Annotated in this window: 18 protein-coding genes and 1 pseudogene; 15 read left to right on the top strand and 4 right to left on the bottom strand. The window is 67.1% G+C overall.

What is annotated here, in order from left to right; translation table 11 throughout:
- The first annotated feature begins 66 nt into the window (after nucleotides 1–66).
- The 3 genes from CW359_RS01570 (at nucleotide 67) to CW359_RS01560 (ending at nucleotide 1,203) form a co-directional block, all read left to right on the top strand.
- Nucleotides 67–492: an ATP-binding protein gene (locus tag CW359_RS01570; protein WP_105968196.1), complete on the top strand. Its 426-nt coding sequence runs from the start codon at nucleotides 67–69 to the stop codon at nucleotides 490–492.
- Nucleotides 489–671, top strand: coding sequence for a hydrophobic protein (locus CW359_RS46220; RefSeq protein WP_105967838.1), 183 nt, complete (start codon nucleotides 489–491; stop codon nucleotides 669–671). The genes CW359_RS01570 and CW359_RS46220 overlap by 4 nt, the downstream gene beginning before the upstream one ends.
- Before the next feature lie 175 nt (nucleotides 672–846).
- Nucleotides 847–1,203 carry a PRC-barrel domain containing protein gene (locus CW359_RS01560; RefSeq protein ID WP_232838162.1) on the top strand — a complete coding sequence of 119 codons (357 nt, stop codon included), beginning with the start codon at nucleotides 847–849 and terminating at the stop codon, nucleotides 1,201–1,203.
- Between the two features lie 361 nt (nucleotides 1,204–1,564).
- On the opposite strand, the gene CW359_RS01555 is transcribed toward CW359_RS01560, so the two are convergent.
- Nucleotides 1,565–1,804: an NUDIX domain-containing protein gene (locus CW359_RS01555; RefSeq protein WP_105967836.1), complete on the bottom strand. Its 240-nt coding sequence runs from the start codon at nucleotides 1,802–1,804 to the stop codon at nucleotides 1,565–1,567.
- Nucleotides 1,805–2,064: 260 nt separating this feature from the next.
- Here CW359_RS01555 and CW359_RS47480 point away from each other — a divergent pair.
- Nucleotides 2,065–2,148, top strand: a pseudogene (locus tag CW359_RS47480) (hypothetical protein); the annotation flags it as partial.
- Here CW359_RS47480 and CW359_RS45715 read toward each other — a convergent pair.
- Nucleotides 2,107–2,274, bottom strand: coding sequence for a hypothetical protein (locus CW359_RS45715; protein ID WP_198655070.1), 168 nt, complete (start codon nucleotides 2,272–2,274; stop codon nucleotides 2,107–2,109). The pseudogene CW359_RS47480 and the gene CW359_RS45715 overlap by 42 nt on opposite strands.
- A 21-nt stretch (nucleotides 2,275–2,295) precedes the next feature.
- Entirely contained in the window at nucleotides 2,296–3,042 is a 747-nt protein-coding gene (gene dapB, locus CW359_RS01550) for a 4-hydroxy-tetrahydrodipicolinate reductase (protein ID WP_105967835.1), read from the bottom strand.
- A 356-nt stretch (nucleotides 3,043–3,398) separates the two neighbouring features.
- Between dapB and tcuA the strand changes: the two genes are divergently transcribed.
- The 11 genes from tcuA to CW359_RS01495 all read left to right on the top strand — a co-directional run bounded on the left by tcuA (nucleotide 3,399) and on the right by CW359_RS01495 (nucleotide 22,908).
- Complete coding sequence (gene tcuA / locus CW359_RS01545; RefSeq protein WP_105967834.1) at nucleotides 3,399–4,847, top strand: FAD-dependent tricarballylate dehydrogenase TcuA; 1,449 nt, start codon at nucleotides 3,399–3,401, stop codon at nucleotides 4,845–4,847.
- Nucleotides 4,848–5,018: 171 nt separating this feature from the next.
- Nucleotides 5,019–6,404 (top strand): lysine N(6)-hydroxylase/L-ornithine N(5)-oxygenase family protein, encoded by a 1,386-nt coding sequence (locus tag CW359_RS01540; RefSeq protein ID WP_198655034.1) that lies wholly within the window; start codon nucleotides 5,019–5,021, stop codon nucleotides 6,402–6,404.
- 21 nt (nucleotides 6,405–6,425) lie between these two features.
- Nucleotides 6,426–6,701 (top strand): MbtH family protein, encoded by a 276-nt coding sequence (locus tag CW359_RS01535; RefSeq protein ID WP_105967833.1) that lies wholly within the window; start codon nucleotides 6,426–6,428, stop codon nucleotides 6,699–6,701.
- Nucleotides 6,702–6,775: 74 nt separating this feature from the next.
- Nucleotides 6,776–7,189, top strand: a complete 414-nt coding sequence (gene panD / locus CW359_RS01530) for an aspartate 1-decarboxylase (RefSeq protein ID WP_105967832.1) — start codon at nucleotides 6,776–6,778, stop codon at nucleotides 7,187–7,189.
- 251 nt (nucleotides 7,190–7,440) lie between these two features.
- The gene (locus tag CW359_RS01525; protein WP_105967831.1) at nucleotides 7,441–9,306 is read left to right on the top strand and encodes a siderophore-interacting protein; all 1,866 of its coding nucleotides are present in this window, start codon (nucleotides 7,441–7,443) and stop codon (nucleotides 9,304–9,306) included.
- 41 nt (nucleotides 9,307–9,347) lie between these two features.
- Nucleotides 9,348–10,349, top strand: a complete 1,002-nt coding sequence (locus CW359_RS01520) for an ABC transporter substrate-binding protein (RefSeq protein WP_105967830.1) — start codon at nucleotides 9,348–9,350, stop codon at nucleotides 10,347–10,349.
- A 44-nt stretch (nucleotides 10,350–10,393) separates the two neighbouring features.
- Nucleotides 10,394–11,392 carry a FecCD family ABC transporter permease gene (locus CW359_RS01515; RefSeq protein WP_232838160.1) on the top strand — a complete coding sequence of 333 codons (999 nt, stop codon included), beginning with the start codon at nucleotides 10,394–10,396 and terminating at the stop codon, nucleotides 11,390–11,392.
- Entirely contained in the window at nucleotides 11,389–12,498 is a 1,110-nt protein-coding gene (locus tag CW359_RS01510) for a FecCD family ABC transporter permease (RefSeq protein ID WP_105967829.1), read from the top strand. Before CW359_RS01515 ends, CW359_RS01510 begins: the two co-directional genes overlap by 4 nt.
- Nucleotides 12,495–13,382 carry an ABC transporter ATP-binding protein gene (locus tag CW359_RS01505; RefSeq protein WP_105967828.1) on the top strand — a complete coding sequence of 296 codons (888 nt, stop codon included), beginning with the start codon at nucleotides 12,495–12,497 and terminating at the stop codon, nucleotides 13,380–13,382. The genes CW359_RS01510 and CW359_RS01505 overlap by 4 nt, the downstream gene beginning before the upstream one ends.
- A gap of 55 nt (nucleotides 13,383–13,437) precedes the next feature.
- Complete coding sequence (locus CW359_RS01500) at nucleotides 13,438–21,003, top strand: non-ribosomal peptide synthetase (RefSeq protein ID WP_157968462.1); 7,566 nt, start codon at nucleotides 13,438–13,440, stop codon at nucleotides 21,001–21,003.
- Between the two features lie 54 nt (nucleotides 21,004–21,057).
- Entirely contained in the window at nucleotides 21,058–22,908 is a 1,851-nt protein-coding gene (locus CW359_RS01495) for a siderophore-interacting protein (RefSeq protein WP_105967826.1), read from the top strand.
- 103 nt (nucleotides 22,909–23,011) lie between these two features.
- Here CW359_RS01495 and CW359_RS01490 read toward each other — a convergent pair whose 3' ends face one another.
- Nucleotides 23,012–23,263, bottom strand: coding sequence for a phosphopantetheine-binding protein (locus CW359_RS01490; protein ID WP_105967825.1), 252 nt, complete (start codon nucleotides 23,261–23,263; stop codon nucleotides 23,012–23,014).
- Nucleotide 23,264: the final 1 nt, after the last annotated feature.

Below are 23,264 nucleotides of genomic sequence, written 5' to 3'. Positions count from 1 at the left end.
TGACACGGCGTGAAGTCTGTCGATGGTGATGCCCAGGGGGAGCCGGACAGCCGTCCGGCAGCCGTCATCATCGCTCTGGACGGCGACGACGACGGGGACAGCGACGGCGACGGAACCTGCATCGCCCGAGCCCGCCACCTGATGGCGGACTTCCTCGGCCGGGCCCGGGCCGATCACGGCATGGCCGTCTCCACGCGGGCCGTCGGCCTCGCCCAGCTGGTCGTGAGCGAGTTGGTCACCAACGCCCACAAGTACGCTCCCGGGCCACTGCGGATGGAGCTGCGCATCGTGGACGACGCGGTGGAGGTGACCGTACGGGACGGAGTCCGGGTGCTGCCCGTGGCCCGCCCGGTCGAGCCGGGAAGGGTCGGCCAGCACGGGCTGGAGATCGTCATGGCCGTCGTCCAGGCGTTCCAGGTCCGGCTGGAACCGGCGGGCAAGAGTGTGACCGCCCGGATCGCCCTGACGGACGGCTCGGTCGGCCCTCGGTGAGACGCCCGGACTCACCCGGGCAGGCCCTGATTCTCGTTCTTCTGCTGGTCCTGATTCTTTTCGGTGCGGGTTTCGCACTGAAAATCCTGTGGTGGGTTGCCATTGCCGTTCTGGTGTTGTGGCTGATCGGATTCGTCGCCCGTCCGAAGGGCGGGAGCGGACGCAGGTATCGCTGGTAGCTGACCTGCGTCAATGCGTTTCAAGAAAGAATGATGGATCCGATGTGAGTGAGACCAAGGACGTTGGGCACTCGCAGACGGGACGGTCACTGAGACCGTCGCACAGGACGTACGGAAAAAGGAGGAACGGCGGAAATCCCTGCCGTTCTCCGTTTACCGGAGGAGTTGTTTTCGGGTGACCGAGAATATGTGGAATTACGGTTCGACGGCCGGCCGTCAGTCGGGCGTGGACCTCGTCGGCTTCAAGGTGGAGGCCACGGACGGCGGTATCGGCAAGGTCGACAAGCACTCCGACGAGGCCGGCGCCGCCTACCTGGTGGTGGACACCGGTGTGTGGATCTTCGGCAAGGAGGTGCTGCTCCCGGCGAGCACGGTCATCGGCATCGACCCGCAGGAGCGGAAGGTCTTCGTCGGCCGCACCAAGCAGGAGATCAAGGACGCTCCGGAGTTCGACCGAGAGAAGCACCTCGGCAACCAGGGCTACCACGACGAACTGGGCACCTACTACGGCAAGGGCCACCCCCTCGCCTGACCCACCGCCCACTCCGGGCACCGCGGCCCCGGGACTTCCAAGGAGTCCCGGGGCTCGCGCGCGCTCGAACCAAGTGGTCTTCCTGGTCCTGGTGTTGAGGGTTTCGGTGCGCTGGCCGGAGGTCCGGTCTTCGTGGGCAAGGTTCCTGAACTCCCGTCGGGATGCGGGCGGGGACGAGCCGGAACTGGGCGTAGGTGACGATCAGCAGCCGGTCCGGGGTGCCGAAAGCTGCAAGGTCTCCACCGGTGGCCGCGACGACGAGCCCTTGGCCCTTGCGGGTCAGGGCACGCTCCAAGGCCGGGAAGATCTTCAGGAGTTGTTCGCGCAGCCGGTTGATGGACGGCCAGGCCGGTGAGGTAGATCAACGGAGGGAGCGGACAGCCATCGCGGCCGGCACCGGCAGCAACTCGCTCGCCACGCCGGCCTCCTCCGCGAGTTCGCGGGCCGCAGCTGTCCGAGGCGTTTCGCCCGGCTCGACCTTGCCACCAGGAGGTACCCATCCGCGCACGCGGTGCCGCCCGAGCAGCGAAGCAAGGTGCGCATCGGTGACCGCCGCTTCCACGGTCACCTGGTCAATCACCCGGCCCACGACGATGACCATCGCCAAGCGATGCCTCAACGGCCCCGTCCGGACGTGCTTGTTGGCTTAGCACCACCTTCGCCGTTGACTGCCTCGGGCTGTACCGAGTGGACCCCGCTGTCTTCTCGGCGAGCACCGTCCAGCTCACAGTCGCCGACGACGCTGCGCGCGGAGAGGGTCGCCGAGGTCCGCAGGGCGGGGTGCGCGCAGCTCAACGAGGTTGAACGGGTCCCTGCTGGACACGCCTGTCTTCTCGCCCAGTTGACCGGCCGCGCGGCCTGATGACCACGATCGACATCGACCCGGACGTGACCGCGAAAGCCTCACAAGCGCTGACCGCCACCGGCTACGGCGATGTGCACGTCGTCACCGGCAATGGTGGACTCGGCTACCCCGACCAGGCGCCGTACGACCGTCTGATCGTCCGGCTGCGCCGGCGTGGTCAGGGACGCGGTGTCGCCTTCACCTGCACCGAGGTCGTTGATCGTCATGCGGAGAGAGTCGGAATCTGGTCAGTCCAGGCCGAGTACGGCGTCGAGTCCGACCGTCACTCCGGTGAGACTCGGGACGGCGCGCAGCGCGGTGAGCACTCCGGGCATGAGGGACTCGCGTGTCACGGAGTCGTATCGCAGCCTCAGGATCTCGCCGTCGACGCCGAACAGCACCTCTTGCGACGACATGAACCCACGGACTCGGACCGAGTGTACGGAGACTCCCTCGATCCGCCCGCCCCGCACGCCATGCGGGTCGAGGTAGGTGGCATCGGGTGACTGGGCGCAACCCGCTTCGGCACGAGCGCGACCGATCAGTTCGGCCGTGTGCAGCGCGGTTCCTGATGGTGCGTCAGCCTTGTCAGGATGATGCATCTCGATGATCTCGACCGACTCGAAGAACGGGGCGGCCTTGGTGGCGAACTTGGTCATCAGCACCGCACCGAGCGAGAAGTTCGGAACGACGAACACGCTGACGTCACCATGGTCGACCAGCGCGGCGCGGATCTGCTCCACAGCCCGCTCGTCGAAGCCGGATGTCCCCACCACCACATGAACGCCTTGCTTGATGCACCACTGGACCTGCTCGTGGGCAACGTCCGGCGGCGAGAACACGAGCACGACATCGGCGTTGTGGTCGACGATGTCCTGTACGTCGTCATCAACGTCGATCTCGGCAACCACGGTCAAGTCGGAGCTGGCCTCGATCGCGCGGATCGACGCCACGCCCATCCGCCCGCGGGACCCCAACACAGCAACTCGATTCATATGGTTAGCCTAACCTATGTTGGCCGCCCGCCTCCAGTGCCTGAGTCCCGCGGACGGGATCTGCGGGCGGGGCGGTTCTGGATGCCGGAAGTTGCCTCCGCAAGCGCCGCCTCGCCCGACTCGTCACCTCGGTGGCAGTGGTCCAGAACACACGATCATTCAATTTAGGTAAGGCTAAGCTGCATTGCTGCAGAGTGAGCGGCGGGCCAAGGACCGGCCGCGGCTCACACGGACAGGGCCGCCGCTCGGCCTGGCCACGGTCGGTTCCGGCCGGTCGGGCTGGCGGTGGCAGATCACCTGGGTTGACGAGGCAGCTTGGTTCCCGAAGGGATGCGGCTGTCGGTGGGGAGGTGGACATGCGCGATCCGGAGGTTGTGGTGGTGGGCGGCGGAAACGCCGGTTACTGCGCAGCTCACGCGGCGGCCGAGCGCGGGCGACGCGTAGTGCTGCTGGAGAAGGCGCCGCGGGCGCACGCCGGTGGGAACAGCTACTACACCCTGGGTTCGACCCGGATGGTGCACGACGGGCTCGGCGACCTGCTCCAGGTCCTCGACCCTGATGAGCGCCACGCGCGTACCGAGGTCCCCCCTTATCCGGCGGCGGAGTTCCTGGCCGATCTGGAGCGGGTCACCGGAGGGCGGGGCGACAAGGAACTCGCCGAGGCTGTCGTCGAAGGCTCGCGTGACGCCGTCCGCTGGCTGCATTCGCTGGGGCTGCGATTCCAGTTGATGTACGAGCGGCAGGCTCACCAACATCCCGACGGCACCTTCGTGTTCTGGGGTGGATCGCACGTGTGCAACGTCGACGGCGGACCTGGGCTGATGTCGGCTCATGAGCGCGTCGCGTCACGACTCGGAGTCGAGGTGCGCTACGACTGCCCGGTCACGGGGCTGATGACTGACGGTGGTGCGGTCGTCGGCGTTCGGATGGGCGATCAGGAGCTGACGGCGGAGTCGGTGGTGATCGCCAGCGGCGGTTTCGAGGCGAATCCGCAATGGCGTCAGCGCTACCTGGGCGACGGCTGGCAGCACGCGAAGGTGCGTGGCACGCCGTACAACACCGGTGACCTGATAGGCGCGGCGCTGGAGATTGGCGCGGATCGTGGAGGCGACTGGTCGACCTGCCACAGCGTTCCGTGGGACGCGTCGTTTCCCGAGAACGAGAGCAATCGGGCCTTGACGAACCGGCTCAGCAGGTACGGCTATCCGCTCGGCATCGTCGTCAACCGCCGGGGTCAGCGGTTCTTCGACGAAGGCGCGGACTTTCGCAACTACACGTACGCGAAGTACGGCAAGGTGATCCTCGAACAGCCGGGTTCGGTGGCGTTTCAGGTGTTCGACGCGAAGTCGCGCCCGATGCTGGCGGCGTACGAGTACGAGATGCCCGGGATCGTCCCGCTCGTCGCCGACAGCGTCGAAGAGCTTGCCGCGGCCATGGATGTCGATGTCGACGGATTCGTGCGGACGGTTCGGGAGTTCAACTCGTCGATCGACACCAGCCGTCCGCTCGATCCGACGATCAAGGACGGCCGCAGCGCGGCGGTGGAGCCCGTCAAGAGCAACTGGGCGGCGGCGGTCGAGGCGCCGCCGTACTACGCGTATGCGGTGACCTGTGGAATCAGCTTCACCTTCGGTGGCCTTCGCGGTGACGTCGACGGCCGGGTGCTCGATCGGTCGGGTGAGCCCATCCCCGGACTCTTCGCGTGTGGTGAGACGCTCGGCGGGCTCTTCAGCGCGAACTACCCGACAGGTGCCGGCCTGACCGCGGGAATGGTGATCGGGCGACGTGCCGGCTCGCTCGCCTGAGCCGCCGATCGGACCGGCGATCTCCTCAGAGGTGTGTCGCGATGGCTTGCGGCGCACACCAACTGAGGTTAGGTTTACCTAAGTTATTGGTGCTACGGTTGGCCCTCGATGAGGGATGGCCGGTCATTGCGCCGTTCGTTCGCGACCTGTGCCAAAAGGGGCCAATCCCGGATGACGAAGGATGAGTTGACCGAGGGCGATGACCGTCGTCCCGGATCGGGAGATCGTGCCGACGGCGAGGTCGACATTCTTGGTATCGGTTTCGGGCCGTCGAACCTGAGCCTGGCGATCGCGATCGAGGAACTCAACGACCGCCGTCGTGCGGGCCGACGGCTGACGGCGAGGTTCGTCGATGTCCGGCGGCGGTTCGGGTGGCATGACGGGATGTTGTTGCCGGGCGCGACCATGCAGATCAGCTTCCTGAAGGATCTGGTCTCGCCGCGGACCCCGACCAGTCCGTTCACCTTTCTGAACTACCTGCATGAACAGGGTCGGTACTTCGACTTCATCAATCTCAAGACGTTCTTCCCGACGAGACGTGAGTTCCACGGGTACCTGAGCTGGGCCGCGAGCCGGATCGACCTCCCGGTCTCCTACGGTACGAGGGCGACCCGTATCGACTGGAGTGGCGGGAGGTTCGAGGTCACGCTCGAGTCCGTGGTCGACGGCTCGGAGGTGACGAAGGTGACGAAGGTCGCGGCACGTCATGTGGTGATCGGCTCCGGCAGCCGGCCGGTGCTGCCGGAGGGGATCGCGCCGGGAGCCAGGGTGTTCCACAACCATCAGTTGCTGAACAGGCTTGCCGAGTTGCCCTCGCGTCCGCACGGCCGATTCCTCGTCGTGGGGTCCGGGCAGAGCGCGGCGGAGGTCGCCGCGTACCTGCACGATTCGTATCCCGCTGCCGAAGTGCACGCGTCCTTCCGCCGGTACGGCTACACCCCGTCCGATGACACGCCCTACGCCAACCGCATCTTCGATCCGGAGGCGGTCGACGAGTTCTACACGGCACCGCCGGAACTCAAGCGGGAACTGCTGGACCATCACTGGCAGACCAACTACTCCGCCGTCGACGCCGACCTCATCAAGGACCTCTACCGGCGTGAGTACGACGAGAGCACGCGTGGTGTGCGTCGGCTGATCGTGCACCGGGTCACCGGGATCGAGCGGCTGAGCGAGGCCTCCGACGGGGTCACCGTGACGATCCGGGACCTGGGAAACCGGGGCAGCACCACGCTCGACGTCGACGCCGCCGTCTTCGCCACCGGGTTCCGTTCCGCGGACACCCGCAGCATGCTCGGGCCGAGCATTGACGGGTCGTCATCGTTCGAGGGGGATCTCCCGATCGTCGAGCGTGACTACCGGCTGCGGCTGCGCGGCGTTCCCGAACGGATCTTCCTCAACGGCGGGGTCCTGCACAGCCACGGGCTGACCTCGTCCCTGCTGTCCAACGTGGCGGTCCGCGCCGCCGACATTCTGCGTGCGATCACCGGCGAGCAGCCCGATCACCCCGCCACCCGGCAACGATTGCCCGCTGCGATCCGTACCGACCCCCGATAGGAACAACGAGGAGCAGCACTCATGGCCCAGAACCCGTTCGACGACGACAACGGTTCCTTCTACGCGCTGACCAACCGCGAGGAGCAGCACTCGTTGTGGCCGACGTTCAAGCCGGTGCCGACCGGTTGGAGCATCGCGTACGGCGAACCCGGCGGCAGACCGCGCCAGGAAGTACTCGACTGGATCGACGAGCACTGGACCGACATCCGCCCTAAGTCGTTGCGCGATCACATCTCCCGGTACGAGACACACGACACCGACAAGGCCGCCGGCACCTCCGATGCCGCCCTTGCGTAGCGAGTCGGCCCGAACAGCATCGACTTATCCGCAGAACCCACCCCGCACAACTCATAGAGGAAGAGGAGCCGGACATGCTTCGCGAAGTCCTGGGCGGAAAAATCCACCGCGCCACTGTCACCCAGGCCGACTTGCACTACGTGGGTTCGCTGACACTCGATGAAGACCTCGCGCGCGCCGCGGGCCTGATGGAAGGTGAGAAGGTTCAGGTCGTCGACATCACCAACGGGGCCCGTCTCGAGACCTACATCATCATCGGGCCCGCCGGCAGTGGCGAGATCTGCATCAACGGCGCGGCGGCGCATCTCGTCCACCCCGGCGACCTGGTGATCATCATGTCCTTCGTGCTGGCCGAGGAGTCCGAACTGGCCGGCTACCAGCCCAAGGTCGTACACGTCGACGCCACCAACCGCATCATCGCCTTGGGCAACGACCTCGCCGAGCCGGTCCCAGGGGCGGAGGATCAGATCTCCTCTCGCGTGGGGTGAGCCTTCGTCACCAAGCCGGTGACATCGCGAACGGGTGCTTGTGGGCCTCTGTCCCGACGCTGCGACTACGTCGGCAACGGTGCCCGACTCGGTCACGACCGCACGGTGACCGTACTCCCGAAGTCGGCGGCGGGCCGCCGGTGTTGATGGCTGGCTTTTAAGGTAAGGGTTACCTAATATGATCCGAGGCCTGCGTCGATGGAGCGCGACCTCATCAGCCCGGAAGAAGATCGGAAAGGCCCGCTCTCAGCATGCCGAAGACCTCACGCCGTCTCACGGTGTACCCCCTGACCCTGCGGGAGGTCGAAGTCGTGCGGGTGGTGGACCTGACGCCGGGGATGCGACGGATCACACTGAGCGGTGAGCAACTCCGCGAGTTCACCTCGGCGAACGGCTTCCCACAACCGGCCTTCGACTCCCCTGGATTCGATGACGCCGTCCGTCTGGTGTTCCGCTACCCCGGCCATGCCGAGCCGGTGCTGCCGGTGCAGCAGGAGAAGGGCGTGGACCTGCCGAGGAACCCGCGGCCCCTGTCGAAGGTCTACACGGTGCGCCGCTGGGACCCCGAGGCGGGCGAGCTGGACGTGGACTTCGTCAGGCACGGCGTCGGCGTGGGCACCACCTGGGCGTACCGCGCCCAGGTCGGAGACAGGATCCACTTCTACGGCCCGAGCGCGTCTCGCGCGCTCCCGCACGACACGGACTGGCTCCTTGTCGCCGGTGACGACACCGCGATCCCCGCGATCGCCCGCCTGCTCGACGAACTCCCCGACAACGCGCGGGCACAGGTGTTCGTCGAGGTCGCCGAGGATGCCCACCGGCTGGAACTGCGGGCGCTGCCGCACGTCGAGGTGACCTGGTTGGTACGCGCCGGCGCCGAGGCGGGTACGACCAGCCTTCTGCGGGACGCGGTCGGGAACACCGACTGGTGGGAGGGGCGTCCGTTCGCCTGGGTCGCGGGGGAGCACACGGCGGTACGGGATCTGCGCCGCCATCTGGTCGAAGACCGGGCGGTGCCGAAGGAGGACATCGAGTTCGCCGGATACTGGCGCCGCGGCGAGGTCGTCGTCCTGGAGACCGACGAGGCGATACCCGACCCCGAGAAGTCGATCACGCCGTTCGAGAAGCTCCACGAACTGACCGAGCTGATCCGGCCGATCGCGATCCGCACCGCCGTCGAGCTGGGCGTACCCGAGCTGATCTCCCGTGGCGTCACCGGTGTCGCGGACCTGGCGGGCCGGACCGGAAGCGATGAGCGGGCGCTGGGCAAGCTGCTGCGCTACCTGCACACCGTGGACATCGTGACCGAGACCGAACCGGGCCGCTACGGGCTGACGGCGGTGGGCGAGGTTCTGACCAACGAGTTCATGGCCGACACGCTGCACCCTGCCGGGGTGGTGGGCCGGGAGACGCTCGGCCTCCATGGACTCACCGAGTCGATCCGCACCGGCCGTCCCTCCTACGCGTCCGTGACCGGGCAGACCTTCGCCGACGTGCGAGCCGAACAGGACTACGAGGACCGCTACCTGGAACGCCTGGCGAAGTTCCAGCCCGCCCTGGCCATGTCGATCGCCAAGTCCGAACTGCTCGCCGGGGTCCGGCATCTGGTGATCCACTCCGGTGGCGCGGGCGCCCAGGCCGGTGAGTTCGTCGCCGTCCACGACGACCTGCGCGTGACGATCTGCGCGCTGCCCGCCCAGGCCGACTGGCTGCGCCGCGACCTGCCCGCCACCATCCCCGACGAGCAGCAGCGTGCGCGGGTCGGCGTGATCGAGCAATCCGTCTTCGAGCCCGGCCCGGCCTCCGACGCCGTGTTCATCAGCCGCGCCCTCAAAGCCCTGCCCGACCCGGACGCCGCCCACGCACTGCGCCGGGCAGCCGAGAACCTCCTCCCCGGCGGCCGGGTGCTGCTGATCGAGGAGCTCTTCGACACCGGCGCCCTGGCCGAGCACGACGGCGAAGCAGACCTGCTCGGCCTCACCGTGCACGGCTCCGGCCTGCGCACCGCGGCTGAACTCGACTCGGTGATCACTCGCGCCGGACTGGTCCGCACAGCCACGCACACCGTCGGTTGGGGCACCACAGTCCACGAACTCGTACCCGCCGGCCCCCACTGACCCCCCGCGCCCCGATGAAGAAGAAAAGGAAAAGCACACTCATGACCACGACACACCCGAGACGGCGCCGTGCGGCCCTGACCGCCGCGATCCTGAGCGCCGCGCTCGTCCTCACGGCCTGCGGCAGCTCCGACGACAGCTCCGACACCAGCAGCGACAAGACCGCCGCCAAGACCGACGAGACCCACACCGTCAAGGCCGGCAACGGCGACATCAAGGTCCCCAACGCCCCGAAGCGGGTCGTCACGATCGGCAACACGGACCTGCCGTTCATCGACATGGGTGGCAAGCCGGTGGGCGTCACCGGGGTGGAGGAGTCCGAACTCAGCCTGTTGCCGGAGGACCAGCGCGCGACGTACGAGAAGGCCACGGACCTCGGTGACGAGGTGGACCTCGAAAAGGTCGCCAGCCTCAAGCCGGACCTCATCTTGGTCCAGATTCCCGATGCCGAGTTCAAGAAGATCGAGAAGCAACTCGAGGCGATAGCCCCGACGGCCTTCTGGGGACTCGACACCGAGTGGAGGACCCTCGCCGACTCGATTGCTGACGCCGGCAACGTGAAGGACGCGCTCGACAGCCAGAAGGCGGACTACGAGGCACGTATCGCCGAGATGAAGCAGAAGTACGCGGGCCTCATCAAGAACACCAAGTTCGTCAATCTCGACCGCTACTCGAGCTCCGATCCCGGGACGTTCGTCATCGCGGACATCGGGTGCGTCGAAATCGCCCAGGAGGACATCGGCCTGAACTTCCCCAAGGCAGCCGCCGGCGCCGACCCCCTGGCCTACACGTCCTTGCCCTTCGAGCAGCTCACGAAGCTGTCCAAGTACAACGTGATCACCTACCCCGCCGACGCCAAGGGCCAGCCGACAGAGGCCTTCGCTCCGGTGGTCCAGACCAACACCTGGAAGGAGCTGTCCACCGTGAAGTCCGGTGACGCGCTCGGTGTCTTCTGCCCCGGCAACAACTCCTACGGCGCCGTTCTGCGGTACCTGGCATCGCTCGACACCGCACTGGCGTCCCTCCCCGCAGCCAAGCAGTGACGGACCTCGCCCTGGGACGACCCGTCGGTCCGGACACCAGAACGGTGCCCGGACCGCGTCGTCGTCTGATCGGCCTGGCCGTCGCGCTCGCGGTGCTCCTCGGGTTGCTGGTGGCGAGCATGATGATCGGATCGACGGCCATCCCGCCCACCGTGGTGTGGGATGCCCTGTTCCATCCGTCGAAAGACATCGATCAGTTCGCGGTCCGTGACTTCCGGCTGCCGCGAACCGTCGTCGGACTGGTCGTGGGTATGGCGCTGGGGGTCTCGGGGGCGTTGATCCAGGCGCTGACCCGCAATCCGCTGGCCGATGCGGGCATCCTCGGGCTGAACGCGGGCGCCTCCTTCGCGGTGACGGTGGCCGTGGGGCTGCTCGGAATCCGCGACATCCAGGGCTACATGTGGTTCGCCTTCGGCGGAGCGCTGATCGTCACGCTCACGGTGCTCGTCCTCGGATCGACCCGACGCGGCCAATCGCCGGTGATGATGGTTCTTGCCGGGCTCTGCGTCGGCTCGGTGCTCATGGGGGCCGGTTCGGCACTCCAACTGACCAACCCGGACGCCTTCGACGTCATGCGATCCTGGGACGCCGGTTCGATCGTGAGCCGCCCGCTCGACCTGCTGTGGCCGACCCTGCCGTTCTTCGCGATCGCGCTCGTCCTGGCTTTCGCGGTGTCAGGCCCGCTCAACGCCATGGCCCTTGGTGACGAACTGGCCGTCGCCCAGGGCGTCCGGCTGGTACGCACCCGGATCATCGCGATCATCGCGCTGACCCTGCTCGCCGGCGGCGCCACCGCGATCGCCGGGCCGATCGGCTTCGTCGGACTGATGGTCCCGCACGTCGCGCGCTGGATCGTCGGCCCGGACCAGCGCTGGATCTTCGCCTACAGCGCGCTGCTGGCCCCGATCCTGCTCCTGTCCTCCGACATTCTCGGGCGGGTCGTGATGCGGCCCGGCGAGATCCCCGTGGGCATCGTCACCGCCTTCGTCGGCGCCCCCGTGCTCATCGCCCTGGTGCGGCAGAAGAAAGCGAGCGGGCTATGAGCACGCGCAGCGGACTCGATCCGCATGCTGGTTCCTCCCGGACCGCCTCGTCGCCGGGGACGCGCCGGGTGGACTTCGGGCGGCGGGTGCTGGTGCTGCGGCGCCGGAAGGTCGCGGTCCGGCTCGACTGGCGCGCGGTCATCGTCTGCGCGGTCCTCGCGCTGGCGATCGCCTGCATGGCCGTGCTCGCGCTGATGACCGGCTCGTACCAGCTCAGTCCAGGCGAGGTGATCTCCGCGCTGACCGGTGGGACGACCGGGCTCGCCCACGACATCGTGGTCGAGTGGCGGCTGCCCCGCGTCGCCGCGGCGCTGGTGTTCGGCGCCGCGCTGGGGGTGAGCGGCGCGGTCTTCCAGTCGACGATGCGCAACCCGCTCGCCGACCCCTACATCATCGGGTTCTCCCAGGGCTCCTACACCGGGGCGCTGATCGTGATCCTCCTCGTCAACGGAACCTACTGGCAGTTGGCCGGCGGAGCCCTGATCGGCGGAACCGCGGCGGCCGTCGCCGTGTACCTGCTCGCCTACCAACGAGGTGTGCAGGGATTCCGCCTGATCGTCGTGGGCATCGGCATCTCGGCGATGCTCGGCTCGCTCAACACCTGGCTGATCCTCAAGGCCGACCTGGACAAGGCGATGGCCGCCGCGGCATGGGGAGCCGGGTCACTCAACGGCGTCTCCTCGGCCCAGGTAACCTTCGGCGCCGCCTGCGTCGCCGTACTCCTGGTGCTGGCGGGGATGTCGAGTCGGCAGATGCGGCAACTGGAGCTGGGTGACGACGCGGCGGCGGCCCAGGGAGTGCGGGTCTCGGCAACTCGCCTCCGGCTGATCGTGCTGGGGGTGGCGTTGACCGCGACGGTCACCGCCGTGTCGGGCCCGATCGCGTTCATTTCGCTGCTCGCGCCACAGATCGGACGCCGGTTGACCCGCGCCGCGGGAATCACCCTCGCTCCCGCCGCCCTGGTCGGCGCGCTGCTCTGTCTGACGGCGGACTACATCGCCCAGCACATCGCCCCAACCCCGTTGCCGGTCGGCATCATCACCGTCATGCTCGGCGGTGGATACCTCGGCTGGCTGCTGATCACCGAGGCCAGGAGACACCTTTGAGTACCCACACCAGCGCCGTCGACGATCTTTCGGCAGCGGGAGACGCATCCAGGTCCACTCCGTCCCCGAGCGGCTCACGGCTCCACGTGGAGTCGGCGACTCTCGGCTACGACAAACGCGTCATCTCCCGAGAGCTGTCGGTGGAGATCCCCGACGAGTCGTTCACCGTGATCGTGGGTCCGAACGCGTGCGGCAAGTCCACCCTGCTCCGCGGCCTGTCCCGGCTGTTGAAACCGTCGGCCGGGCAGGTCGTTCTCGACGGTGCCGACATCAACTCGTTCAAGACCAAGGAGGTGGCGCGGCGGGTCGGACTGCTGCCGCAGTCCTCCATCGCCCCCGAGGGCATCACCGTGGGCGATCTGGTGGCCAGGGGCCGGTATCCGCATCAGGGGTTCATCCGGCAGTGGACCGAGGCCGACGAGCAGGCCGTACTGCGAGCGATGGACCAGACCTCGGTCACCGAGCTGTCCGGCCGCCTGGTGGACGAGTTGTCGGGTGGTCAGCGCCAGCGGGTGTGGGTGGCCATGGCGCTCGCGCAGCACACGAGCATCATGCTGCTCGACGAGCCGACCACCTTCCTCGACATCACCCATCAGATCGAGCTGATGGAGCTGTTCACCGACCTGCACCACGTCGGCCACACCCTGGTCGCCGTGCTGCACGACCTGAACCATGCCGCCCGCTATGCCACGCACCTGATCGCCATGAAGGACGGCCGTGTCGTCGCCGAGGGCTCGCCGGCCGAGATCGTGACCGCCGACCTCGTGCAGGAGGTCTTCGGACTCCGCTGCCTCGTCGTTCCCGATCCGGTCGCCGGTACCCCGTCAGTCGTGCCCTTGGGCCGCGAACGCCCCCCAGCGGCACCCAAAACCGAAACGACCTGACCACGCACACCGCACCCCGCGTTGCAAGGTTAGCCTTACCTTCATTAGGGTTACGGTGATCCTTGCCTCGGTCGGCTCGACCTGGTCTCAAGAGAAGTGGATGTGGCTTCCGTTGACGACTTTCGATCGCCTGGAGTTGACTGCGAGTCAGCGCGGCAACTGGGTGGCACGGAAGCTTGCTCCCGAGTCCTCGGTGTTCTGTGCGGGTCAGTTGATCTGGCTGAACGGCCCGGTCGATCCGGCCCTGTTCGCGTCCTCGGTCAGTGCTGTCTTCGCGGAGACCGACGCGTTGCGGGTTCGTTTCGGGGACGACGACGGTGTCCCTTTCCAATACATCGACACCTCCACGACACTCACGACGGAGATCGTCGACGCGGGCCATGGCGATGATGAGGTCCGGGTGCTGGCCCGCGAGCAGCTCACCGGATCGTCGGCCACTTCGGGAGAGCCGACGACCTGCTCGACCCTGGTCCGTCGCGAGGACGGCACCTGGGCGTGGATCCTGGTCACCAACATCCTGCTCGTCGACGGCTACAGCATTTCTCTGTTCATCCGCCGGGTCGCCGAGGTCTACTCCGCACAGCAGTCCGGTGATTCGGTCCCGGACCGCTGGTTCGGCACCCTGAAAAACATTACAAACGCCGACAAGCGCAACGATTCCAGTGCCGAAGAAGACGTCACGTACTGGAGCAGTGTCCTCGGAATCGATTACGCCGGCCACGAGATCGTGGAGGACTTGTCCGGGGTCTTCGTGTCGTCGAGTCGACCGGTTGTCGTTCCGATACCTGATGACACCTACTCGAAGGTTCAGCAGTTCGCCCGCGCGGCTCGGGTCTCCTGGACCGATTCCCTGATCGCGTTGTGGGGTGTCTACACCGCTCTGGTCGACGGTCGTGACTGTGTGGCGGTCCGGGTTCCGCTGATGTTGCGAGACGACCGCGAATCGCTGAAAACTCCGAGTGCGATCTCGAGGGCGATTCCGGTTGTCACTGAGATCAGCCCGTACGACACCTTCGGAAATGTTCTCGGGATCGTCGCGGGCCAGCTGAGGAATTCGCGGCGTCACACGACTGTCGAAGATCACCAGATCGCCCGTCTGTGGTCTGGTGGCCAGGCCTCGTATCTCACATTCCCGACGATCAACATCAGGCTTTTCGAGTCGACGCCGAGTCTGGGTGATATCGACGCGGTCTCCGAAACGATCAGCACTGGACCGGTCGGCTCGCTCGATCTTGCGATCTACCGCAATCCTGATACCGGAATCCGGCTGGAGCTGTCCGCAGGGTCGGCCACGGGCGATCCGTTCTTGCACGCCGGACAATTCAGCCGTTTCCTCAATGCCGTCCTCGACGGGTCGGCGGCCCAGACCTTGCACGAACTGAGTGCGGGATTCATACCCGTTGCTGATGGTCCGGATTCGATGTGGGTACGAGGCGAGGCGCTCGATGTCGCGCCCGAGACGGTGGACGCGCTGGTGCGCCGTCGGGTCGCGGCCGACCCGGACGCGGTAGCGGTCGTCGCCGACGGCGATGGCATCGAACTCACTTACGGTCAGTTCGATGCGCGGGTCAACGCTTTCGCCCAGCTCCTGGTCGACGGGGGAGTGCGGGTCGGGGACCGCGTCGCGGTCGCTATGACGCGCTCGGTCGACCTGGTCGTGGCGCTTACCGGAGTGTTCCGTGCGGGAGCGGCCTACGTGCCGATCGATCCGGGATATCCCGCAGAACGCGTCAAGCACATCCTCGACAACGCCGCACCCAGCGTCGTGATCACCGACCAACACACCGCCGGAGCACACAAAAACGTACTGGGTGAACATCCCGCACCACTACTCCGCATCGATGACCGCGACATACAGCAGCACCTGGCCACCGGTCAGGAAACCGCCCCTGCTCTGGCGCGGTCGCTGAACGACCTCGACGTTGCCGTGGTGATCTTCACTTCAGGAACGACGGGCCACCCGAAGGGCGTTGCCCTCACGCACCGCGCACTCGCCAACCGCCTCGCATGGGGGCAGCGAGTACTGGACTACAGGCCAGGTGATGTGGCCCTCTCGAAGAGCGGTGTGGGTTTCGTCGATGCGGTGACCGAGTTGTTCGGGCCGATGATCGCCGGTGCCCGGATCGTGGTCGTGCCCGCGGAAACCGCGCAAGACGCAGCCGCTCTGCTCGACACCATCGCCCGACACCGCGTCACCCATCTGCTGACCGTGCCCAGCCTGGCCGACGTTCTCGTCCGACAGGACGACGCACCCACAGCGCTCGCCTCGATCCGGTTGTGGATCTCCTCCGGTGAAGCACTCACCCCGGGCACCGCGGCCACCATGCGAACGACCGCGCCACAAGCAGTACTGCACAACTTCTACGGCTCGACCGAGGTCACCGGCGACGGCACAGCGGCCACCATCACCGGCAACACCTCGATTGGTGCACCGGTCGCGAACACGACAGCGCACGTGCTTGACGCGTGGCTGCGCCCGGTACCGGCCGGTGTGGCAGGCGAGCTGTACCTGGGTGGAGTGCAGCTCGCCGACGGCTACGTCGCCCGCCCGGGCCTGACCGCCGACCGATTCGTGGCCGATCCGTTCAGTGACAACGGCGCACGGTTGTATCGCACCGGTGATGTCGTGCGATGGAACTCCGTAGGGGAGTTGGAGTACCTCGGGCGCAGCGACGACCAGGTGAAGATACGCGGCTACCGGATCGAACCCGGCGAGATCCGCGCCGTCCTCGAACAACACCCAGCAGTATCGGGCGCCGCCATCACCGCCTTGGAGCACCCCGCGGGCGGAAAGTACCTCGCCGCATACATCACCACGACCAGCACCAGCACCACGGACGCAGTGCCGATCGACGAACTCCGTGAGCACCTGGCACGAGTGCTGCCGGACTACATGGTCCCCACCACGTTCACCCGCCTGGACCGATTCCCGGTCACCGCCAACGGCAAGCTCGACCGCCACGCACTGCCGCAACCAGACCTGACCACAGGCGCAGCCGACGGCCGGCCACCGCAAACCGCCACCGAGATCGCCCTCGCCGGCATCTTCCGCGACGTACTGCACCTCAGTGATGACGTCGACCTCGGTGTGGACAACGACTTCTTCCGCATGGGCGGACACTCGCTGCTCGCCACACGAGTCGCCGCACGCGCCAACACCCTGCTGGGCACCGCACTCACGCTGCGCGATGTCTTCGACCACCCCCGAATCAGCGAACTCGCCCAAATCGCCGACACCACCACCGCCACCGCTGCCACCGAGACACCCAGCACACGAATCGGCGAACTACCCCGCCCAACCCCGCTACCAGTCTCGTACGGACAACAAGCACTCTGGCTGATTGACCAGTTGGGCGGGCCGGGTGGGCGGTATGTGGTGCCGGTGGTGCTGCGTCTGGGCGGTGATCTGGATCCTGATGCTCTGATCATGGCGGTACGGGATGTGGTGTCCCGTCACGAGGCGCTGCGCACGCTCCTGGTGGAGAAGGACGGCACGCTGCGTCAGGTCGTCGTTCCGGCGAACGAAGCGGCCGACAGGCTCTCTCTGCTCGTTGAGGACGTCACGGGTGCGGATGCCGCCGGCGTGGATGCGCGGGTGGGCGCGGTGGTGCAGGCCGGGTTCGATCTCGCGGTCGACATCCCGATCCGTGTCGCGCTGCTACGCGCCGGCGCTGACGACTGGGTGTTCGTTGTCGCGGTACATCACCACGCGGTGGACGAATGGTCGTTCCCGTCGCTGCTGAGCGACCTGTCGACCGCTTATGAGGCGCGGGCCGCGGGGCAGGAGCCGGGATGGACGCCGTTGCGGGTCCAGTACGCGGACTACGCGATCTGGCAACGCGAGGTCCTGGGGGAGGCGTCCGATTCGGGTTCGCTGCTCTCCGAGCACCTTGCCTATTGGCAGGACGTCCTCGCGGGAGCGCCCGAGGAGTCCGCGATCACGCCGGACCGGGCCCGACCGGTGGTACCGACCCACCGCGGTGCGGATCTGCGGTTCGCCGTCGATCCAGAGGTCGTGACCGGTCTGCGTCAGGTCGCGGACGAGCAGGGCGTGAGCATGTTCATGATGCTCCAGTCCGCGACCGCGTTGACCGTTTCGGCGCTGGGCGCCGGTGCGGATGTGGTGATCGGTTCACCGGTCGGTGGACGCACCGAGGACGGCCTGGAAGACCTGGTCGGATACTTCGTGAACACACTGCCGATCCGCCATCGGTTCCACGCCGGTGACTCGATCGCCGACGTTCTGCGGAACACCAGGCGAACGGTGCTCGGCGGGTTCGATCACCAGGCCGCGCCCTTCGAGGAAATCACCCGCGCGCTGGGCACCGAGCGGTTCGCCGGCCGAAACCCCCTCTTCCAGATCATGCTCACCCACCGCGTCGCCGACAGCCGCCGCCCGCGGGGCCTGCGCATCGGGAATGTCACCACGACACCGAGTCCCGCGGCGGTGGGCGCGGTCAAGACCGATCTCGACCTCGACATCTTCGATTCGCTCAACGACCTGTCGGGGAAGCTCTCTTACGCGACCGATCTGTTCGACGGCGCTACCGCTGAGCGGTTTGTCGCCGTCCTCAAGTCGGTGCTGGAGACGATCGCCGCCGGTCCAGAGGCGCGGGTCGGTGACCTGGACCTGTTGCCCGCACCGGAGTCGCGACAACTCGACGCGTGGTCATGTGGTGAGACGCTCGATGTTCCCGGGGCGACTCTTGAGGAGTTGGTACGCCGTCAGGTCGCGGCGAGCCCGGACGCGGTCGCGGTCATCGCTGATGACGGCGGTGAACTGACCTATGGCGAACTTGATGCCCGGGTCAACGCTCTCGCCCACCTCCTCGTCGAGGAGGGCGTGAGGGTCGGGGATCGGGTCGCCGTCGCACTGCCTCGCTCGGCCGATCTGGTGGTCGCCCTGGCCGGGGTGATCCGTGCCGGGGCGGCATATGTGCCGATCGACCCCGACTACCCCGCCGAACGCGTCAAGCACATCCTCGCGGACGCCGAACCACGTGCGGTGATCACCGACCGGCACACCTCCGGTGCTCAGCACCACGTGCTCACCGATCATCCTGTGCGCATCGTGCTCATCGACGACGAACCTGTGCGGCAACACCTCGATGCCGGCGTGATCGCCCCACCGCGGCTCTCGCGTCCGCTGCTCCCGTCGGATGCCGCGTACGTGATCTTCACCTCCGGCACCACCGGACGTCCCAAGGGCGTTCAGATCAACCACGAGGCGATAGTCAACCGACTGTGGTGGATGCGTGATCTCTACCGGATCGGTGCTTCGGACCGGGTGTTGTTGAAGACCCCGTTCACGTTCGACGTGTCGGTGTGGGAGTTCTTCCTGCCACTGGTCACCGGCGCGGTGGTGGTCGTGGCGCAGGAGGGCGGACACAAGGATCCGCAGTATCTGCTCGAAGTGATCGACCGTCGCGCGGTGACGGTCACCCATTTCGTGCCGTCGATGCTGCAGGCCTTCCTCACCTCGGGCCCGGACCGGACGTCGGTGGGTTCGCTACGACGAGTGTTCTGCTCCGGCGAGGCACTGCCCGTGTCTCCCGCCGCCGGTGCCGTCGCGCTGTTCGAGAACGCGGAGTTGCACAACCTCTACGGGCCGACCGAGGCGGCCGTGGACGTGACCGCTCACCCGGTGGTCCAGGCCGGGCTCGTCGACGCGGTCGGGGTGCCGATCGGTGTTCCGGTGGCGAACACGACGGCGCGTGTTCTTGACGCGTGGTTGCGTCCGGTGCCGGTCGGGGTGGCAGGTGAGCTGTACCTGGGCGGGGTGCAACTCGCGGATGGCTATGTGGCTCGCGCGGGCCTGACCGCCGACCGATTCGTGGCTGATCCGTTCAGCGACCAGGGCGCACGGCTGTATCGCACCGGCGATGTCGTGCAGTGGAACTCCCTGGGACAGTTGGAGTACCTCGGCCGCAGCGACGACCAGGTGAAGATACGCGGCTACCGGATCGAACTCGGCGAAATCAGCGCCGTACTAGAGCAGCATCCAGGCGTAACGGGCGCGGTGATCGCCACCTTGGAGCACCCGGCCGGCGCAAAGTACCTCGCGGCATACGTGACCACGGCCAGCGCCACGACGGCCAGTGCTACGACGGCCGAGGACGCGCTGCTGTTCGACGCGCTGCGCGAGCATCTCGCACAGTCGCTGCCGGACTACATGGTGCCCGCGACGTTCCTGCGCCTGGACCGCTTCCCGGTCACGGCGAACGGGAAGCTGGATCGCCGCGCGCTGCCGCAACCGAGCCTGGCTGCCGGCACAGCCGACGGTCGGCCACCGGAGACCGACACCGAGATCGCTCTCGCCGGCATCTTCCGTGACGTACTGCACCTCGGCGACGACGTCGACCTCGGCGTGGACAACGACTTCTTCCGCCTGGGCGGCGACAGCATTTCCGCGGCACGACTCGTTGCCTACGCGCGTGAGCACGATCTGACGTTCAAACTGTCCGAGGTGTTCGTGGGACGGACCATCGGCGCCCTCGCCGCGCAGCTCGCGCCGCCGACGCACGACGCCATTTCGACCGAGCCGGTTCTTGTGCCGACTTCCGCTGCCCTTGAGCGCTTGCGCGAGGCGGACACCGCGCCCGACGAGTACGTCTTCACCGAGCTGATCAACCTGCCCGCGCGATCGACGAGCGAATCGGTCGCCTCGTCCTTCCGCTCACTCGTCGCCAACACTGACGCGCTTCGCCTGTCGGTCGACGCTACCGGCCGGCGGCTCTGGTTCACCTACCTCCTGCCTCCGGAAACAGTCCAGCCCCAGAGCGTTGAGCTGACCGCCGACACGAACGTCTCCGTTGACGCGATCAGGTCGGCCGCCGTTGATCTCATCGACATCTCGACCGGCCGCCCGGCTGCCCTTGCGTTCACACACAACCCCGAACAGACGGTTGCGGTGCTCGCCGTCCATGCGGCGATCGTCGACCGAGCCTCGCTGCACCGTCTGGCGGAGGCACTTCGGCAGGCGGTGTCCGGCGTAGTGGACGTGTCCCGCCCACTGGCGCTCGTCCCCGCGCTCGAAGCCATCGAAGCAGCCGGCGACGCGGTCGCTACGGACGGCCTCGATCATTGGAAGGGTCTTCTCGCCCGAGCCCGGACGATCGACGTATCCACCTTTGCTCAGGCCACAGCCTCCACCTTCCGCTGGGACAGCTCCCTCACCGAAGGCGTCGTCAGCAAGGCCATCCGCGACGCGCTCCACTCAACAGGAATCGCACCACTGATCGGCGGCGTGGTCGACGAAGACGTCCCGCTGACTCCCGCTCACAACGCGATGTCGGTAGGTCCGTTCACCGCGGTCGCCACCATCGCTCTCGACGAGGCCGAGGCCGAGGTCGAGCCGACCGGGACCGCCGAGCTGGCACTGCTGCGCTACCACAACAAGGCCGGACGCCGGGCATTGCGGCGTGCCCCCTCTCCCGCGGTGCTCCTCACGCGGGTCTACGGGCCGGACAGCGGGTCACCGACTCCGGAGGGCACCGAGCTGTTGTATCGCGCGGTTGTCCGCTATCACATCGCCCCGGACACGACAACGATCACTTTCCTCGGCTTCGCGGAAAAAGTGGTCACCGATCTCCGAGCAGCCCTGGTAGACGACCTTTGTTAGGTTAGGCAATGCTAAGGTTTTTGGCATCTGACACCTGTTCGATGAGGAGTCGCCGTGCCGCGTCGTGCCCGCCCCACCGTCGTACACACCATTGTCCTGCGGGAGTTGGAGGTGGCGCGGGTTGTCGACGTCACTCCCGGGATGCGCCGGGTGACCCTGACCGGTGATCAGCTGGGATCGTTCACCGCAAGCGACGGTACGGCCTTCCCCGAGTTCGCCAGCGAGGGTTTCGACGACAACGTCCGGTTGATCTTCCCGTACCCCGGCGAGAGCGAGCCGGTGCTCCCGGTCTACAAGGACGGCAAGTACAGGTGGCCGGCCGACCCGCCGGCGCTGTGGCGGGTCTACACGGTACGGCGTTACGACGCGCAGGCTCGCGAGCTCGACATCGACTTCGCGAAACATGGTGTGGGCGTCGCGACGACGTGGGCGTACCGGGCGAACCCCGGCGATCGCCTGCACGTCGGGGGACCCTCGGTCTCCACCAGGCGGCCCGAAGGCTACGACTGGCACCTCGTCGTCGGCGACGACACGGCCGTCCCGGCGATCGACCGGTTGCTCGGGGAACTGCCCGACGACGCGCAGGCCGAGGTCTACATCGAGGTGGCCGAGGAGTCGCACCGGATCGACTTCCCGCAACGCCCCGGTGTCGAGGTGACCTGGGTTGTGCGGAACGGACTGGCAGCGGGATCCGAGCCGTTGCTGCTGCGGGCGGTACGCGAGGGCGGCCGGCGAGAGGGCGCGATGTTCGCCTGGCTCGCCGGGGAACAGTCCGTGGTACGTGATCTGCGGCGGTATCTCATCGAGGAGCGCGGTGTCGACAAGTCCGACATCGACTTCACCGGCTACTGGCGGCGCGCAGAGGTTGTGGCGTTGGACGAGGACCCCTCCATGCCGGACCCCGAGCGCAACGACGAGGCCTTCGACAGGTTCCACGAGATGTCCGAGCTGCTTCCGCCGCTGGCGATTCGGGCAGCCGCGAACCTCGGCATCGCCGACTGCATCAGCCGCGGAGTGCGCACCGTACCCGCGCTCGCACGGCACACCGGCGCGAACGAACGCTCGCTGGCGAAGTTCTTGCGGTACCTGAAGGCGATCGAACTCCTGGAGCAGGAAGGCGACGAATACAAGCTCAGTGAGACCGGCGAGTTCCTGACCAGTGAGTCCGTGCTCGATCACCTGGTTTCCGGCGGGGTCGACTTCCGTATGTCGCAGGCCTTCTTCGGTCTCGAAGCGGCCGTCCGCCACGATCATCCGGTGCTGGAGTCGGTGACCGGCCAGGACTGGGACGCTCTGCGCAGCGACGCGACCTTCGAGCACAAGCGTCTGGAGAGCAAGTCCCGGTTCGCGCAGGTACTCGCCGAGCCGCTCGCGAAGTCACCCGTGCTCGGGGGCGTCGGCAAGGTGGTTGTCCACGCACCTGGTGCGGTGGTCCACGCCGACTACCTCACCGCGGGGCATCCGGAGGCGACGGTGACCGTCGTCGCGCTGCCCACCGCGGCGGACTGGTTCCGCAGGGACATTCCGATCAGCATCGCGGACGCGACGCGACGCGAGCGGATACGGATTGCCGAGCAGTCGGTGTTCGAGAAGACCGAACCCGCGGACGCCGTACTGATCATCGACACGCTCGGGCAGTACCGTGACGCGGAGGCGAAGCTCATTCTTCAGCGGGCCGCCGCGAGCCTGGCCCCCGGTGGGCGGGTGCTGCTGGTGGAGGACACTTTCGATCCCGCCGAGTTGGACGAACACGACGCCGAACTCGACATTCTGCGGTTGACGCTCCACGGGTCCGGATACCGCACCGAGGACGAACTCCAGGCGGTCATCGCCGGCGCCGGACTGAAAGTCACCGCGACGTCGCTCGTGGGATGGGGCAACACGTTGCGGGTGCTGGCACCGTGACCTGAGGTCGTGGGCCCGCCAAGCAGTCCCGCCGAGCAGTCCCGCCGAGCGGTCCGGCCGGGTCGTCGTCCACGACGAGCCCGGCGACCGCCCTACCGCAGGATCATGAAGGCACTTCTTCACCAGCCTGAAGCTTCTCCATGACCTCGATCCAGTGACCCAGTCGCGAGTCCTCGGCCAGGGTGATGAAGTCGATCCGGTCCACCCCCGCGGTGCGCCACCGCTCCACCAGATCCATCAGGCGCACCGAGTCCATCCCCTGGTCACGGAGGCTCAACTCGTAGTCGATCTCCGCAGGTTCGAGGTACAACACGTCGGCGACGTCGGCGATCAACTGCTCGCTGCTCAGGCTCATC

This window comes from Streptomyces geranii, from assembly GCF_002954775.1.
GTDB classification, from domain to species: Bacteria; Actinomycetota; Actinomycetes; order Streptomycetales; family Streptomycetaceae; genus Streptomyces; species Streptomyces geranii.
This window is presented reverse-complemented; position numbering and strand designations above follow the sequence as displayed.